Origin of the sequence: Paenibacillus hodogayensis (assembly GCF_039536325.1) — a bacterium.
Lineage (GTDB): Bacteria > Bacillota > Bacilli > Paenibacillales > NBRC-103111 > Paenibacillus_AB > Paenibacillus_AB hodogayensis.
This window is the reverse complement of record NZ_BAAAYO010000013.1, coordinates 380,145-396,885: the sequence shown is the minus strand read 5'-3', so window position 1 is coordinate 396,885 and position 16,741 is coordinate 380,145. Positions and strand designations below refer to the sequence as shown.

Annotated in this window: 15 protein-coding genes; 13 read left to right on the top strand and 2 right to left on the bottom strand. The window is 55.6% G+C overall.

Annotated features, from left to right (window positions below; all coding sequences use genetic code 11):
* The first annotated feature begins 44 nt into the window (after window positions 1–44).
* The gene (locus ABD796_RS27965) at window positions 45–542 is read left to right on the top strand and encodes an RNA polymerase sigma factor (RefSeq protein ID WP_344914528.1); all 498 of its coding nucleotides are present in this window, start codon (window positions 45–47) and stop codon (window positions 540–542) included.
* 101 nt (window positions 543–643) lie between these two features.
* Here ABD796_RS27965 and ABD796_RS27960 read toward each other — a convergent pair whose 3' ends face one another.
* A complete protein-coding gene (locus tag ABD796_RS27960; RefSeq protein ID WP_344914526.1) occupies window positions 644–1,885 on the bottom strand; it encodes an SGNH/GDSL hydrolase family protein in 1,242 nt (413 codons plus the stop codon).
* Between the two features lie 229 nt (window positions 1,886–2,114).
* On the opposite strand from ABD796_RS27960, the gene ABD796_RS27955 reads away from it, so the two are divergent.
* The 12 genes from ABD796_RS27955 (at window position 2,115) to ABD796_RS27900 (ending at window position 16,479) form a co-directional block, all read left to right on the top strand.
* Window positions 2,115–3,050 carry a DUF2232 domain-containing protein gene (locus tag ABD796_RS27955; RefSeq protein ID WP_344914524.1) on the top strand — a complete coding sequence of 312 codons (936 nt, stop codon included), beginning with the start codon at window positions 2,115–2,117 and terminating at the stop codon, window positions 3,048–3,050.
* Window positions 3,051–3,069: 19 nt separating this feature from the next.
* Window positions 3,070–5,031 (top strand): DHH family phosphoesterase, encoded by a 1,962-nt coding sequence (locus ABD796_RS27950; protein WP_344914522.1) that lies wholly within the window; start codon window positions 3,070–3,072, stop codon window positions 5,029–5,031.
* Window positions 5,028–5,468, top strand: a complete 441-nt coding sequence (rplI, locus tag ABD796_RS27945) for a 50S ribosomal protein L9 (protein ID WP_344914520.1) — start codon at window positions 5,028–5,030, stop codon at window positions 5,466–5,468. The genes ABD796_RS27950 and rplI overlap by 4 nt, the downstream gene beginning before the upstream one ends.
* A 28-nt stretch (window positions 5,469–5,496) precedes the next feature.
* On the top strand, window positions 5,497–6,858 hold the full coding sequence (dnaB, locus tag ABD796_RS27940; RefSeq protein ID WP_344914518.1) for a replicative DNA helicase: 1,362 nt from the start codon (window positions 5,497–5,499) through the stop codon (window positions 6,856–6,858).
* Between the two features lie 182 nt (window positions 6,859–7,040).
* The gene (locus ABD796_RS27935; RefSeq protein ID WP_344914516.1) at window positions 7,041–8,327 is read left to right on the top strand and encodes an adenylosuccinate synthase; all 1,287 of its coding nucleotides are present in this window, start codon (window positions 7,041–7,043) and stop codon (window positions 8,325–8,327) included.
* 192 nt (window positions 8,328–8,519) lie between these two features.
* Window positions 8,520–9,092, top strand: coding sequence for a hypothetical protein (locus tag ABD796_RS27930; RefSeq protein WP_344914514.1), 573 nt, complete (start codon window positions 8,520–8,522; stop codon window positions 9,090–9,092).
* Between the two features lie 379 nt (window positions 9,093–9,471).
* Window positions 9,472–10,827: a peptidoglycan DD-metalloendopeptidase family protein gene (locus ABD796_RS27925; RefSeq protein ID WP_344914512.1), complete on the top strand. Its 1,356-nt coding sequence runs from the start codon at window positions 9,472–9,474 to the stop codon at window positions 10,825–10,827.
* A 170-nt stretch (window positions 10,828–10,997) separates the two neighbouring features.
* Window positions 10,998–11,717, top strand: a complete 720-nt coding sequence (gene yycF / locus ABD796_RS27920; RefSeq protein ID WP_344914510.1) for a response regulator YycF — start codon at window positions 10,998–11,000, stop codon at window positions 11,715–11,717.
* Between the two features lie 2 nt (window positions 11,718–11,719).
* Window positions 11,720–13,561 (top strand): cell wall metabolism sensor histidine kinase WalK, encoded by a 1,842-nt coding sequence (gene walK, locus ABD796_RS27915; protein ID WP_344914507.1) that lies wholly within the window; start codon window positions 11,720–11,722, stop codon window positions 13,559–13,561.
* On the top strand, window positions 13,558–14,835 hold the full coding sequence (locus ABD796_RS27910) for a YycH family regulatory protein (protein ID WP_344914505.1): 1,278 nt from the start codon (window positions 13,558–13,560) through the stop codon (window positions 14,833–14,835). Before walK ends, ABD796_RS27910 begins: the two co-directional genes overlap by 4 nt.
* Window positions 14,836–14,877: 42 nt before the next feature.
* A complete protein-coding gene (gene yycI / locus ABD796_RS27905) occupies window positions 14,878–15,636 on the top strand; it encodes a two-component system regulatory protein YycI (RefSeq protein WP_344914503.1) in 759 nt (252 codons plus the stop codon).
* Between the two features lie 3 nt (window positions 15,637–15,639).
* Entirely contained in the window at window positions 15,640–16,479 is an 840-nt protein-coding gene (locus ABD796_RS27900) for an MBL fold metallo-hydrolase (protein ID WP_344914501.1), read from the top strand.
* Here the strand turns inward: ABD796_RS27900 and ABD796_RS27895 are convergent.
* Window positions 16,445–16,654, bottom strand: a complete 210-nt coding sequence (locus tag ABD796_RS27895) for a hypothetical protein (protein ID WP_344914499.1) — start codon at window positions 16,652–16,654, stop codon at window positions 16,445–16,447. The genes ABD796_RS27900 and ABD796_RS27895 overlap by 35 nt on opposite strands.
* Window positions 16,655–16,741 lie beyond the last annotated feature (87 nt).

Sequence of the window (16,741 nt, the reverse complement as noted above, 5' to 3'; positions counted from 1 at the left end):
ATAGTCCCGTGGATCAAAAAGAAACATGAAAGAGGCTGGGCCACATGACACAAGCTGAAGAACAATCGTTTCAACATGTATATAGACTTTATCGGGTGCCTTTGCACCGTTATTTGGCGCGTCGGACGGGCGATGACAGCGAAGCGGCCGATTTGGCGCAGGAGACGTTCGTACGCATGTACGAGAAGCGGGTTCAGCCCGAGACGGCCAAGGCATGGCTGTTCAAGACGGGCTATCATCTGTTCGTCGACCAGTGGCGTAAAAAAAGAAGAGCCGTGCACGTTCCGCTCGACTCGATTCCGGATATGCCGATGCTCGACGCTTCGCCCGAAGGGGCGGCGGTTGGGGCCGAGCTGCGCAAGGAGATTCGCCAGGCGCTCGATCAATTGAAGCCGCGCGACCGCCAAGTGCTGCTGCTGCTGATGAACCGCGGTCTGACCTATAAGGAAATTGCCGAACAGATCGGCGTCACCGAAAATGCGATCAAAACGTTGGTGCACCGGGCCCGGAAACGGATGAGAGAGCTGCTGGAAGCGCGCTGATCCGAAACTTGGACAGATCGCGCCTTCCTTCTTAAATAAAGAAAAACCTCCGACTCTTTTGGAAAAGGGTTAGGAGGTTTTTGGCGTGTCTACAATAAGCATTACGGGTTAATATAGGCGGTACTGCTCTGGGGGACGTATTGGACGTCGAAGCCCAGCCCTTCCGCCATAAGACGTAGCGGGATATACGTTTTGGTTTCCCCGGCGCTCTCATGGGCGTGCGGGGCTGGCAGCTCGCCGATCGTCTTCGGTACGCCGCCCACGACAATGGTGGCAGAGTCGATCGTCAGCGCCACGCTGTTGCCGCTGTAGCGTACGGTCGCGGTTTGGGTAGCGGCATTCCAGTCGACCGTGGCGCCCAACGCCTCGGCATATTCCCGCAGCGGGACGAAGGTGCTGCCCTGCAGCAAGGCGGGCACATGCGGCGTTTGCACCGTGCGGCCGGCAACCACGACCGTAATCGGCTCGGTTCGAATCAGCCCGTTGCGGTATTCGCCCCAGATGGACTTGGCGAATATTTCGGCTATTTTGTCGTAGCCGGATTGATTCGGGTGAATGTCTCTGACGGCGATATGCGAATACGTGCCTTCGTTGCCTACGAAAGCTTCGGCGACCGGAACGGCGGTAATCTCGTATTTCTTGTCTCGGAACGATTGCTCGATCTTTTTCAGCGTCGCGGTGAACCCGTTTTTCAGCTTCTGGGCTTTCGGATATTCGGCCTTCATCACGGCAGGCACCGGAGAGTACTGATCGGCTATGTAGATGCGGGCCTTCGGGTTGATCGCGAATAGATTTTGCAGGACGGAGGTCACATTATCGGTGTAGGTGCTCATCCACTGGCTGGCGAACGTATCCAGTTGGGCATCGTCCATGTCTTTCAGCTCGTTGATGATTTTGGCTCCAATATCGTTGCCGCCGATCGTAATCGTAATGAACGTCGCCGCGGCGATGTCCGCTTTGATCTTGGCCGTATCGGCAACGACTTGATCGGCGCGCGGATCGGGCAGCGAAGGCTGGATATCCGAGCCCTTGATCTTCCGTCCTTCGGCGACCGCCTGCATCATCGTTTTCAGACCGGAGCTGGTCAAGCCGCCGATGCCGTAATTGGCCATCGTGATGCGTCCGCGCAGCAGCGCTTGCTCGTATACCCGGTCGGAATAGCCGTAGGGGACCGAGGCGGTCGTTAAGCCGGGTTCGAAGCCGATGGCGAGCGAATCGCCGAAAATAACGTAGCGCTCGGGCGCAGCGGACGCCGGGGCCGTTCCAGCCGCCAGTGCTGCCGGACCGAGCCAGACCAGCAGCAGGCAGCAGGCGAGTCCGAACATTGCAAGTTTTCTTCTCAAGATAAGTCCCTCCTGGAAAAATAACGGTTTGTAAACCATTCGCTGCCGGATAGCCGGATACCTGCCGTTCCTAGCCCGCAGACCGGGTTTTTGGCGAACGAGGCCGCGCGCGGGACAGTACCCGGCGTTTGTGCTATAATTTGTAACAGAGCCGTAAAGAAAGAGCTATCCTGCCGGAAGCCGGGCACATCGGTATCGGAACAACCTGATTCGTTAAGAGGTGAAGTTTTTGTCGAACAAGCAAGCCTTGTTTTGGAGCCTTATCCTGGTAGTGCTGCTCTTGCTGATATTCAGCCCGCTGGCATTGATAGCGGTCAGCTTGGCCATGATCCCAACCGTAGTTTTGTTCGTAAAATTGGATATCAAACGCTTTATCGTTCATTACGCGCTGGCGCTGGTTGTGGTCTATGCGGCAACCGCTTTATTCGGGGCGGGCATATTGGGAACCGCGTCGGCGGTATTCTCGTTGTTTTTGTTTATTCCGAGTATCGTGATGGGCATTTTGTACAAGCGCCAAGCGACGGCGCGCTCGGTCATTACCGGCGGAACGATCGCTTTTCTCGCCCAATTGCTGCTGTTCCTGCTGATTTTGACGCTGTTCGGCGTTCATGTGACCGATGAGATGCGGCAATTCGTGCGCAGCAGCCTCGACACCGTGCCGCCGGAGCTGAAGCAGATGCTGCCGGAAACGTTGATCGAGCAAGTGATCGACATGATGATTCAACTGCTGCCGCTTTATTTGATCGGCATTTCGTTCTACTACAGCGTAGTGACGCATTGGCTCGGCCGCAAGGCGCTTGTACGCAGCGGCGAGACGGTTGCCGCGATGCGTCCGGCGAAGGAGTGGATGCTGCCGCGTTCGTTCGTCTGGTATTATCTGATTGCGCTTGTGCTCGGACTCGTATTCACCGGAGGCAGCGGATCGATGATTGCTATGGTGCTGCTGAACGTGATGCCGATTCTGATGTTCGCCTTTGCCGTGCAGGCGTTCGCTTTCTTTTTCTTTATCGCGGACACGCGGGGCTGGTCCAGAGGCATTCCGATCGCGATTGTAATCGTGTTTTTCCCGTTGATGCTGCTGCTGCCTTTCTTCATGCAACTGTTGACCTTGTTGGGTTTGTTCGACGTCGCCTTCCCGATTCGCGGCAGAATGAAGAAATCATAGAAGTTTAGGAGCGAGACGTATGCCGAAGTTTTTGTTGAATCGCTGGCATGGACTTCATATTTACTGGTCGTCGATCGCTATCCTGCTGCTGTCGATCGCGCTTTTTTTCTATGAATGGGTGCTGGGTGCCGTGGGAGTCGCCATCGGGGGAGTGCTGGCGTATTATACGCTGGCGGCCGAGCGCTCGTTCCGCAAAGGACTGAACCAATACGTCGGAACGATCTCGTACCGGATCAAGAAGGCCGGCAACGAGGTGTTCAACGAGCTTCCGATCGGCATCGTGCTGTACGACGAGGAACGGGCGATCGAATGGCATAATGGCTATGTCGGCAAAATGCTGGACCGCGAGTCGCTGATCGGCGAACCGCTGTTCGAGATGTTTCCCGGGCTCAAGGGCAAGGATGATAAGGACAGCAAGCTGGAGTTAGCCGTCGGAAAGCATATTTTTCAAGTGCATGTGAAGGCGGAGCACCGCCTCCTCTATTTTCAGGACGTGACGGCGTTCAAGGCGTTAACGATGAAGTATGAAGAAGAGAAGATCGCTCTCGGGATCGTCATGCTGGACAATCTGGACGAGGCGACCCAAGGCATGGACGATCAGAGCCGCAGCGTCATGCTGGCCAAGGTTACCGGAGAGCTGACCGGCTGGGCGCAGAAGCATGGCGTGTACATACGACGGACCGCGTCGGACCGGTTTCTGATCTTCATGAACAACAAGGCGCTGCGTCAGCTGGAGCAGACGCGGTTCGAGATTTTGGACGATGTGCGCGACTTGACGATCGAATATAAGCTGCCGCTTACGCTAAGCATCGGCCTGGGAGCCGGCGTCGAGAGCCTGATCGAGCTCGGACAGCTCGCTCAGACGAGTCTGGACATGGCGCTGGGCCGCGGAGGCGACCAGGCGGCGGTGAAGGTGGGGCAGCGGCTGTCGTTCTACGGAGGACGCTCCAATGCGGTTGAGAAGCGCACCCGGGTACGGGCTCGCGTCATCTCCCATGCGCTGCGCGATTTGATCCGGGATAGCGACAAGGTGGTCATTATGGGACACCGCATCCCGGATATGGACGCGATCGGTGCCGCTGTCGGCGTGCTGAAGGCGGTGCATGTCAGCCAGAAGGAAGGCTATATCGTCCTGGAAGGAATGAATCCGTCGATATTGAAGCTGATGGAGGCGATCAAGGAGGACGAGAAGCTGCACCGCTGGTTCATTACGCCGGAGCAGGCGATGCAAATTACGACGCCGCGCAGTTTGGCCGTAGTCGTCGATACGCATAAGGCGTCCATGGTGGCAGAGCCCAAGCTGCTGCAGCAGACTCACCGGATTATGGTCATCGATCATCACCGCCGCAGCGAAGAGTTTTTGAACGAAGCTACGCTCGTCTATATGGAGCCTTACGCCTCGTCAACGTGCGAGCTCGTTACCGAGCTGCTGCAATATTTTCACGATAGGCTGTCGATGGATGTGCTCGAGGCGACCTCGCTGCTCGCCGGCATCGTCGTCGATACGAAGAGCTTCTCGCTGCGCACAGGGGCGCGCACCTTCGAGGCGGCTTCCTTCCTGAGGCGCAACGGAGCGGATTCCGGACTGATTCAGCGGATGCTCAAGGAAGATCTGGAGCAGTACATCCGCAAAGCCGAGGTCATCAAGCATGCCGAGATGATGTACGATCATATCGCAGTGGCCTCTACGGAGCCGGGGCGCAAATATTCCCAATTGCTTATTGCCCAGGTTGCCGATACGCTTATTAATATGACGGATATTATGGCTTCCTTTGTCGTCAGCGAGCGCACGGACGGTCTGATTGGCATCAGCGCCCGGTCGCTCGGTCAGATCAACGTCCAAGTCGTCATGGAGCGGCTTGGCGGGGGAGGGCACCTGACGAATGCCGCCACACAGCTGGACGGAACGCTGGAGGATGCGCTTGCCAAGCTGAAGCGGGTACTGAAGCAAATGAATGAAGAGGAGGGGCTATTCGAATGAAAGTGATCTTTCTGAAGGATGTCAAGGGACAAGGGAAAAAAGGGGAAATCAAGGATTTGTCGGAAGGCTACGTTCGCAACTTCCTGCTGCCGAAGGGACTGGTAGCGGCGGCTTCGGATGGCAATGTGAAGCAGTTGGAGCACCAGAAGCAGGCGGAGGACAAACGCAAGGAGAAGGAGAAAGCCGATGCCCAGGCGCTCGCCGCGAAGCTTGGCGAAATGGTCGTCGTGATCAAATCCAAAGCGGGAGAAGGCGGCCGGCTGTTCGGTTCGATCACAAGCAAGCAAATCGCCGAGGAGCTGGAGAAGGCGGGCATTCATCTGGACAAGCGGAAAATCGAGATGACCGACGTGATCCGCTCGTTGGGCACGACGATCGTTAAGGTCAAGCTGTACCCGGAAGTGACGGCCGAGCTGCGGGTGCAAGTATCGGAATGAGCGGGCCGCGTGAAAGAAGGCGCTTGATATGAACGGGGAACAGTTTCTCGAAAACCGCATGCCGCCGCAAAATCTCGAGGCGGAGCAGGCGGTTCTCGGGGCCATCCTACTTGACAGCGAAGCCCTGATTACCGTTATGGAGAGGATCGGCAGCGACGATTTCTACCGAACCTCCCACCAGCACGTATTCGGCGCGATGCTCGAGCTGGCCCAGCAGAACGAACCTATCGATCTCGTTACGCTGACCGCCAGGCTGCAGAATAACCAGCAGCTCGAAGGGATCGGCGGTATCGGCTATTTAAGCCAGCTGGCCAATGCCGTTCCGACGGCGGCCAATGTGGACTACTATGCGCAGATCGTCGAAGAGAAATCGATGCTGCGGCGGCTGATTCGCACCGCCACGCAGATCGTCTCCAGCGGCTACGCCGGCGAGGAAGATGTCAGCAGTCTGCTTGGCGATGCCGAGAAGCGCATACTGGAAATTTCCCATCGCCAGTCGGGAAGCGGCTTCATCGCCATACGCGACGTCTTGATGGAAGTATTCGAGAAGGTCGAGTTTCTGTACAACCATAAGGGCGGCTCAAGCGGCATCCCGTCCGGCTTTCCCGATCTCGACCGGATGACGTCCGGCTTCCAGCGCTCCGACCTGATTATCGTGGCGGCCCGGCCTTCTGTCGGGAAGACGGCGTTCTCGCTCAATATTGCCCAGAACGTCGGGGTGCGCGCTAGAGAGACGGTAGCCATCTTCAGTCTCGAAATGGGCGCCGCCCAGCTCGTCCAGCGGATGATCTGCGCGGAGGCCAATGTGGACGCGACACGGATGCGTACGGGGCAGCTGGAGGGCGACGATTGGGAGAAGCTGACGATGGCCATCGGGACGTTGTCGGAGGCGGATATTTATATCGACGATTCGCCGTCGGTTACCGTGGCGGATATACGCGCCAAATGCCGCCGGCTGAAGCAGGAAAAGGGACTTGGCATGATCCTGATCGACTACCTGCAGCTGATCCAGGGACGCGGCAAATCCGGAGAGAACCGGCAGCAGGAAGTATCGGAAATATCCCGGACGCTCAAGCAGATTGCCCGGGAACTGAATGTGCCGGTCATCGCGCTGTCGCAGCTCAGCCGCGGCGTCGAGCAGCGGCAGGACAAACGGCCGATGATGTCCGACTTGCGGGAATCGGGCTCGATCGAGCAGGATGCCGACATTGTCGCCTTCCTGTACCGCGACGACTACTACGACAAAGAGTCGGAGAAAAAAAATATTATCGAAATTATTATCGCCAAGCAGCGGAACGGGCCGGTCGGCACCGTCGAGCTTGCTTTTTTGAAAAACTACAACAAATTCGTCAGTCTCGACCGGACGCATCAAGAGGCCGGGGCGAGCTGACCGGTAACGGGATAGATCGGATCGGAAAGTGTATAATTTCCGAACATTCAATAGGTTATCGTTCAAATCGTTCGTTATTCGTTGACTTTACACGGAGTGACTGCTACACTGAAAATGCCGCCTTGGCGAGACAAAGCGGTGATCTCGGTGTGTCGTCACACCTTAACTTGGAGGTTAAGCGTATGTCAACCGTTGTTGTCGTCGGTTCCCAATGGGGCGATGAAGGAAAAGGCAAAATTACCGACTTTTTGGCGGAAACCGCCGAAGTGGTCGCACGATATCAGGGCGGGAACAACGCCGGGCACACCATTTTGATTCAAGACAAAAAGTACAAGCTGCATTTGATTCCGTCCGGAATTTTTTATACGAATAAAGTTTGCGTTATTGGCAACGGAATGGTTATCAATCCTTCCGCACTTATTGAGGAAATCAACTACATTCACGAAAACGGCTTCTCCACGGATAATTTGAAGATCAGCGACCGCGCCCATGTTATCATGCCGTACCATCTGCTGCTTGACGGCTTGGACGAGGACCGCAAAGGCGCGAATAAAATCGGTACGACCCGCAAAGGGATCGGCCCGTGCTATATGGACAAAGCGGCACGCAACGGCATTCGCATCGCCGACCTGATGGATGCCGACGAGTTCGAGCGCAAGCTCCGTCACCTCGTTGCCGAGAAAAACACGCTTATCGAGCAAGTATACGGCGGTAAAGGGCTCGACGCCGATTCGATCCTGACGGAATATTTGGCTTATGCGGAAATGCTCCGTCCTTACGTGACGGATACGTCCGTCGTCTTGAACGACGTCATCGATCAAGGCAAACGCGTGCTGTTCGAAGGCGCCCAAGGCGTTATGCTCGATATCGACCAAGGCACCTATCCGTTCGTAACGTCCTCGAACCCGACGGCGGGCGGCGTCTGCATCGGTTCGGGCGTAGGCCCGACCAAGATTCACCAGATTATTGGCGTTGCCAAAGCGTACACGACGCGCGTAGGGGACGGACCTTTCCCGACCGAGCTGAACAACGAGACGGGCGATTGGATTCGCGAGAAAGGCAACGAATACGGTACGACGACTGGCCGTCCGCGCCGGGTAGGCTGGTTCGACAGCGTAGTCGTTCGCCATGCGAGAAGAGTTAGCGGCATTACCGGTTTGTCGCTTAATTCGATCGACGTGCTTTCGGGCCTCGACACCGTCAAAATCTGCACGCACTACGAATACCGCGGTCAAAAGATCGACTACTACCCGGCCAGTCTGAAGATGCTGTCCGAATGCACGGCGATATACGAAGAGCTGCCGGGCTGGAAAGAAGACATTACGGGTGCCCGCTCGCTCGAGGATTTGCCGGAGACGGCCCGCCATTACGTAGAGCGCGTCGCTCAACTGACCGGCATTCCGATCTCGATCTTCTCCGTTGGCCGCAATCGCGAGCAAACGAACCTGGTTCGTCCGATTTACGCTTAATCTCGGCTCCAAGCCGTTGCGCCGTTCCACGACATACGAACCGCTCTTCCTTAGCCCTTCCGGGTAAGGAGAGCGGTTTTTTGCATGCTCAGCGGGCTCGAAGCTTTATCGGGTCGTTTCAAGCACTGTATTTTCGTCAATACTGGCTAATAACCCAAGCAGGACGGAAGCGACGAAAGGCAGGCGTACTCAATGAAACTGTTCCGATGGCTCGGAAACGTCATTTTGGTCGGAATCGTAGCGGCAAGCATATCGGCGGCAACGACCTATTACGTGTTGAACGTGTATGTGCGGGAGATGTTGAAGCCCTATGAAGCGGTATTGCCGCTTCCCGAGATGGGCATTTCCGATTTTATCGGGAAGCTGTGGACGTATTCCAATCCTTCGAATACAAGGAGCACGGCGACAGCGGGGACAAGCATTGGGTCCGCACCGGAACCGGCCAAGCCGACAGCGGCTCAGCAGGAGGATGAAGCGGTGGCCGCCTGGTCGCAGAGCGGCAGAGAGGCTGCCCGCGAGAAGGATAAGATCGTCATCAGCACCCAACAGTTTCAGGAAAAGCGGGAGAAGCTATCCGGACAAGACAAAAGCGACGTCTTCACGATGCTGTCTACGCGATTGCCGGAGGACGCGCTTCAGCGTATTTCGACAATGCTCGAGAGCGGGCTTACGGCGGGGGATCTGCAGGAGATCGAGAAGATCGTGCAGCAATACTTGAAGCCGGAGGAGTATACGAAATTGATGGAGATCGTAAACAAATACTAGATTCGAAGGATAGCGGCACCTGTCGCTGAATGCAATCTTTGCTTATGGGGCCTGCATTCCAGGTTCTCCTCGGGTTGCTTTACCACGTAAAGTTGAAACGATTGGACATCCTGTGGTAAAGTAGAAACATTGATGTCGGCATATGCTGCCGAATATTGCCAAAGTTTCGTCAAAACCATCGTAAGAGGAGACACTCATGGACTCATTCAAGGGTAAACATTGGGTTAAGGCTGCGCTCGGTTCCGCGAAGCGTATGTTTTCTAAAGCCCATTACATAAGCTTGACTGAAAAAATCAGGCAACGGAAACCTCTTCACCGTACGGAATCTCTGCTCCGGACGTACAGGCTCCGCCTTCTTCAAGGTGTAGGGGCTTTGGGATTGCTGGCTTCGATCTCCATCGGAGGCAACGAATATGTGCAAATGCATACGTACGAAGTGTACCACGTCTACGTTGGCGATCAGTTGGCCGGAACCGTCAGCGATCCGAAGATCGTGGAAGACTTTATTATGGGCAAAGTGAAGCAATTGGAAGAGGAAAACCCGAACGTACATATGGTTTTGAACAGCGATCAGGTCGCCTATAAAGCTGAAAAGGCTTACAAAATACAAAGCGACGACAGTGAAGCTCTATCCTCTCTGGACGGGCTGCTGAAAAGCCACGCAGTAGGCGTTCAGCTCGTCGTGAACGATAAGATGCTCGGCGTCGTCAAGGACAAGGAAACGGCCGAGACCGTGCTGAGCCGGATCAAGGAGAAATATGCGCCGCAGAAAAAAGATGCGGGTCGCGTATCCGTACTGTCCGCCGCACCGGAGCCCAAAGTCGGAGAGCCTCTGATCGAGTCGGTCGACTTCGCGGAGAAGGTGAATATGAATATCACCGAGATCAAGCCCGAAGACGTGGCCAATCCGGACGATCTGGTTCGCAAGCTGGAAACCGGCAACGTAGCGCCAAGCAAGTATACGGTCGAGAAGGGCGATTGCGTAGGCTGCATCGCCAAGAAGCTGGGCATTTCCAAGCAGCTCATCTATGAGAAGAATCCGTGGATTCAGGACGATAAGATCCGTGTCGGAGACGTGCTCGACGTAACGATGCTGAAGCCCGCGCTAACGGTCGTCACCGTCGAGAAGGTCGTCGAGAACCAGGAAATCCAGCACGAAATCATCTACGAGAAAGACGATACGATGAGGGCCGGGGAAATCAAGACGACCAAGCCGGGCAAGAACGGCATGAAAAAGGTCACGTTCCGGGTAACGAAGGAAAACGGCTATATGATGGATATGGAGCTGGTCGATGAACTGGTCGTCGAGCAGCCGATTCCGGAATACGCCAAAAAAGGAACGAAGGTTATTCTCGGCGAAGGTACGGGCAAGTTCATATGGCCGGTGCTGAACGCCAAGCTGTCGGACTATTTCGGGATGCGCTGGGGTAAAATGCACAAGGGCATCGACGTTACCGGAAACCGCAATATTATGGTAGCCGATAACGGTGTAGTTACTTATACGGGAAACAAGAACGATGGTTACGGAAATAAGGTCGTCGTCGACCATAAAAATGGTTATGTGACCGTATACGGCCACTTGAGCAAAATTGAGACGACAACGGGGAAAGTGTTGGAGAAAGGCGAGAAGATCGGCGTCATGGGCAGCACGGGCGATTCCACCGGCGTCCATCTCCACTTCGAAATCCAGCGCAACGGCGAAGCCGAAAATCCGCTGAAGTTTTTGTCGCGATAGGCAGTCCGTTCTCATAAGCGCGTGTACCCCGAGGTGTGGGGCCGAATCCGTTTCGGCTCCGGACCTCTTTTTGATTTAACAGGGATATTTTACTATTAACCGGCAAGATGCGATTTGAAACGCTATCTATGGTAATATAGAGAAAAGAATCGAAATGGGCGGTGAAGCGGATGCACGGAAAAATACTGGTCGTGGACGACGAGCAACCGATTGCGGAAATATTGAGATTCAATCTGGAAAAGGAAGGCTACCAGGTCGTATGCGCATTCGACGGCGGCAAAGCGGTAGAGCTTGCCTTCTCCGAGGATCCGGACCTTATTCTGCTGGACATCATGCTTCCGGTCAAGGACGGCATGGACGTATGCCGCGAGGTGCGCACGAAGAAGGATACGCCGATCATCATGCTGACGGCCAAAGATTCCGAGGTGGACAAGGTGCTGGGTTTGGAGCTTGGCGCCGACGACTACGTGACGAAGCCGTTCGGGACGCGGGAGCTGCTGGCCCGGGTAAAAGCCCATTTGCGGCGGCAAAACAAATCTGCTCAAACACAGCAGGAGTCGGCCGCCGAATCGGCAGGCTTGCATTTGCACCGGCTATCGATCGATACCGACATGTATTTGGTGTACAAGGACGGCCAAACGCTGGATCTGACTCATCGGGAATATGAGCTCGTTTACTATATGGCGAAAAACTGCGGCAGGGTTATGACGCGCGAACATTTGCTGCAAGCGGTATGGGGCTTCGAATATTTGGGCGATGTCCGAACGGTTGACGTTACCATCCGACGGCTGCGGGAAAAGATCGAGGATGATCCCAGCCGGCCGGAATACATCATGACCCGCCGCGGACTCGGCTACACGATGCGCAACCCGAAAGCGGGAGGCGCTTGACGTTGAAAGGATTGCGGATTTTCCAAACGATCCAGAGCAAGATCATAACCATCTACATCTTGCTTATTCTGATGGCGATGCAGCTGATCGGCATCTACTTCGTCCGCACGATGGAACGATCGTTTATCGATAATTTCGCCTACTCGCTGAAAGGGCAGGCCGACGTGCTGGCCGGTTTTGCGGAGCCGTATTTGGCGGAGAACCAAAGCGCGGCTTCTTCGGCGGAAGGGAAGAAATCCTATGCCGAGCTGAACGGCATCGTCAACAACCTGTTCAACATCAACGATGCGGAGATTCAGATTATCGATGCAAACGGCATCGTGCTGACGACGTCGGCGCAAGCGAAGACCGGCCTGATCGGGCAAAAAAATATTCAAGCCGAAGTCGTATCCGCCCTGCAGGGCATCAAGGACATCGAGTCCGAGACGATCGACAACAACGGCCAGCGCCGTAAAGTCGTGGCTCAGCCGATCGGCGACGGGGCGAAGGTGCTCGGGGCGGTATACATTGTCGCTTCGATGGAATCACTGTACGGCACGATGAACCGGATCAATAAAATTTTCCTATCGGGCACCGGGATCGCTTTGACGCTGACGGTGTTTCTCGGCGTCATTCTGGCCCATACGATCACCAATCCGATCAAGGCGATTACCCGGCAGGCGACGGCGATGGCGGAGGGCAATTTCAATCAGCTCGTCTCGGTCAAGGGGCAGGATGAGATCGGCCAGCTGGGCAATGCGTTCAATCATATGACGAACCGGCTGAAGGAAGCTCTATCCCTGAACGAGGAAGAACGGGAGAAGCTCGCCTCGGTGCTTTCAAATATGAACGACGGCGTAATTGCCACGAACGATCAGGGCGTCATTATCGTCGTAAACCGGCAGGCCAAGCAGATGCTGCAGCTCGGCAACGAGGACATTACGGAACGGAGCATCTCCGAGGTGCTGGGCATTGCCGAGGAGAAGATCGGCCATTATGTGCAGAACGAGCACCAGACGGCGACGATCCAGATCGGCGGGGAGGAAGAAGGGGACTTCATCACGCTGCGCGTCGTCTTTACGCCGATTCACCGTCGGGACAAAGGCATAACCGGAACGATCGCGATGCTGCACGATGTCACCGAGCAGGAGCAGTTGGAGGACGCCCGGCGCGAATTCGTGGCCAACGTATCCCACGAGCTGCGGACGCCGCTGACGACGATGAAGAGCTATCTGGAGGCATTGGACGACGGGGCGATCGAAGACCCTGCGCTTGCGCACCGTTTCGTCGGGGTTATGCGCAACGAGACGGAGAGGATGATTCGGCTCGTCAACGATTTGCTGCACCTGTCGCGGCTCGACTCCCGCAACGCCTTGATCAGCAAAGTGCCGACGAACATACCGGATATGCTCGAGGAAGTGGCGGACCGGTTCTCGTTCCAGCTTCATCAGAAGGCCATCTCCATCGAGATCGATGCCGGGGCGGACATCCAGAGCGTGATGCTGGATCGCGATCAGATCGACCAGGTGCTCGACAATCTCGTTTCGAACGCGATTAAATATACCCCTGAAGGGGGAGCCATCGCGCTTCGCGCAACCCTTACGGAGAAGGCTTGGCTGGAGATTGCGGTTCAGGATAACGGAATCGGCATTCCCCGCAAAGATTTGACGCGTATTTTCGACCGGTTTTACCGCGTAGATAAAGCCCGTTCGCGCAATATGGGGGGGACGGGGCTCGGGCTATCGATTGCCCGGGAAATAGTAAAGGCGCATGGCGGAACGATCGCACTCGATTCCGAGCTGAATCAGGGAACGCGGGTTACGTTCGCCCTGCCCGTCCAGCAGATGGAAGGTGAGCCGGCATGATCGAGAAATTCAAAACGGCGGCGCTCGCTTTCCTCGTACTGGCGAGTCTGCTGCAAAGCTACCTGCTGCTGTTCAGCTCTCCGCGCCAACTGCCTACGAACAAGACGGAGTATGTGCAGGCGGACCCGATCGGCACCCAAATCTCGGCCGAGGAGCTTATTTTTCCGGAGCAGATCGTGCTGCATACCGGCAAGCAGACGCATATGGCGCTTTATCCGAACCATGCGCACTTCAAAGAGATTATGAAGATGCTCAAGGGACGGACGTTCGATAACTTCCGGAAGTCGGGGCCGATGCAGACCGGTCTGGATTGGGAGGAAATCCGCAGCAAGCAGGCCGGCGTGGAGGTGCGTTTTTCCCGGGGAGGCGTGCCGTTCAGCATTTTGAAGGGCGTGTTCCAACTGCGCGGGGATCTTCCGCTGGATACGGAAGGGGTCAATCGCATCTGGATCTATGTCAACCGCGATGCCGAGGAGGTCCGTACTTTTTTCCTCACCGACTATAACACGTATGAGGCTCGCGCCGACTTGAACAATAAAAACGTCGAGCAAATGGTCGGTTTCGGCGAGCTGCTGGTCACTTACCATATGAAGGACGATTTCTACTTGCCCGACACCCCGCTCGAGGTGGCCAAATATAAAATTGCTACAAGCACGATGCCGATCGATCAGCTGCAGAAGACGCTGTTCGTCGACCCGCTCAATACGCGCAATTTCCGCAATAAGGACGATTCGGATATTTACTATACCGATGGAAAAAGAGGGCTGCAGGTGAAAACCGCGCAGCTGTGGATGAGCTACACCGACCCGGTGCCAGCAGTCGACAGCCGCAACGATGTGAAGGAAAACCTCAATTCCGCCGTCCAGTTCATCAACCAGCACGGAGGGTGGAACGGCACGTTCATGGCCCGTTCGCTAACGCAGTCGCAGCTAATCGGCCGGCAGCAGTATACGTTCCGGCAATATTACGACTCGTTCCCGATCATCGGCGACCGCAGCGAAACGTTCGGGCTGATCCGGGTTGTGCTGCAAAACCGTGTCGTTGCCAACTACGACAGGTCGATCATGATGCTGGACACCGGCAAGGTGGAGCGATCGCTGAAGACGCTGCCGGGCGGCAAAGTCTTGGACGACATGTTGAATGCCTATAGCCGGAAAAACCAGATTGTCGCAGTCATGCCCGCTTACCAGCCTATCGCGCGCGAAGGGGAGATGGAGCTAAATCCGGTATGGGCGGTTGAACTGCGAGACGGGACGTACGATGTGTTGAAATAATAAAGACCGGGCAGCGGGAATAAACGGGGGGAATCGGCAAGTATGGATTGGAGCAGAGCCAAGTCGATATTCATATTGTCCTTTCTGGCGCTTAACCTGCTGCTGGGGTATGAGCTATGGAGCGGCAAGTGGAACGCGATCGGCGAATCGAAGAAAACGTCGGCGGATATCGCTCAAGAGCTGGATCGGATTATGGTTAGCCGGGGCATCAAGATGAGCGCATCCGTGCCGAAAGAGACGCCGAAAATGCGGGAGATCACGGTCAAATGGGTAGACGGCGAAACGTACGGACGCAAAATCTCGCTGCCGGAGCCGCTCCGGTATAATTTGTTTCTGAGCAAAGGCTCGCTGAAGGATTTGGCCAGCCGGGCTATTCCCAAGATCGAGTCGTACGCGTACGACCGGGTGACGAGTAAGGACGGCCTGTTTATGATGAACCAGCTGTTCGGGGAATACCCGTTGTTCGATGTGAATCTGGAGCTATACATGACGAACGGCGAAGTAACCGGCTATCGGCAGGCGTTTGTCGAGGTCGATACCGGATCGGAAGGCAAAGAAGAGAAGAAAGTCATCTCCGCCTATACGGTGCTGCGGACGCTGGCGGAGAAATATTTGCAGAACGGCTCTGTGGTGACGGACATCCGGCTCGGCTACCATGGGCAGTTTTTCGAAACGGAGCAGTGGTCGACCTTGCCGACATTCCCGACGTGGCGGGTGGCGCTGGATAACGGGGATATTTATTACGTACAAGGCTTCCGCGGCGATGTGGAGACGGCCGAGCGGGGAGCCAAGAAGCCGTGAAGGATGAATCAGGGTACAGAGGGGAATGACGGTTTAACGATGCGGTATACGGTATTGGCAAGCGGTTCGACGGGCAATTCGCTGCTCGTGGAGAGCGGTCAGACGCGGGTGCTCGTGGATGCGGGGCTGAGCGCCAAAAAAATCGAACAGCTGATGGAGGAACGGGAGGTCAAAGGGGCGGAGTTGGACGCGATTCTGATCACCCACGAGCATTCCGACCATATTAAGGGAGTCGGCGCGCTCGCGCGCAAGCACGATCTGCCGGTATACGCCAACGAGAAGACGTGGGAAGCGTTGAACAAGCATCTCGGGGAGCTGGCCGAGGAGAAGATCAAAGTGATGGAGACCGGCAGCGTCGTATCGTTCGGAGAACTCCAAGTCGAGTCTTATCCGATCTCGCACGATGCCGCCGAGCCGGTCGGCTATTGCTTCTACGAAGGCGAGAGCAAGCTGAGTCTCGCAACTGATCTCGGCTATGTCAGCTCCAAAGTGAAAGAGAAGATCATAGATTCCGACGCGATCATTCTGGAGTCCAATCATGATGTGGAGATGCTGCGGATGGGCAAATATCCGTGGAATATCAAGCGGCGCATATTGGGCGACACGGGACACTTGTCCAACGAAGCGGCGGGCGTCGCCCTGGGCGAGATTTTGTCCGGTCAGACCGAAACGGTCTATTTGGCGCATTTGAGCCGGGATCACAACTTGATGGATTTGGCCAAACTGACTGTGAATAATATATTAGAGGAGCGCGGGATTGCCGCCGACGAGCGCAAGGTCGAACTGAAGGATACGTATTTCGACCGGCCTACGAGATGGGATACGTTGGGTCGGGAATCATAATCCGGTCCAGCTCGGCCATTCTCGACTCGATCTCGCTGCGCGTCATGACGCCCTTCTCGATAAGCAGATCCATCAGCGCGGTAATAAGCAGAGTGTTGCGATAGTGCTCTTCCTTCAAGTCGGCCAGCTTGCCGATCCAGTTAATCTCTTGCATGGGGGAATGGATACGATTCATTCATTTTTCTCTCCTTTTCCAGTGAAATCGGCTCGAACTTTCGGTTCAAATCTAGTAAAATAAAGGGAGCGGCGCTTTGTTACTAGT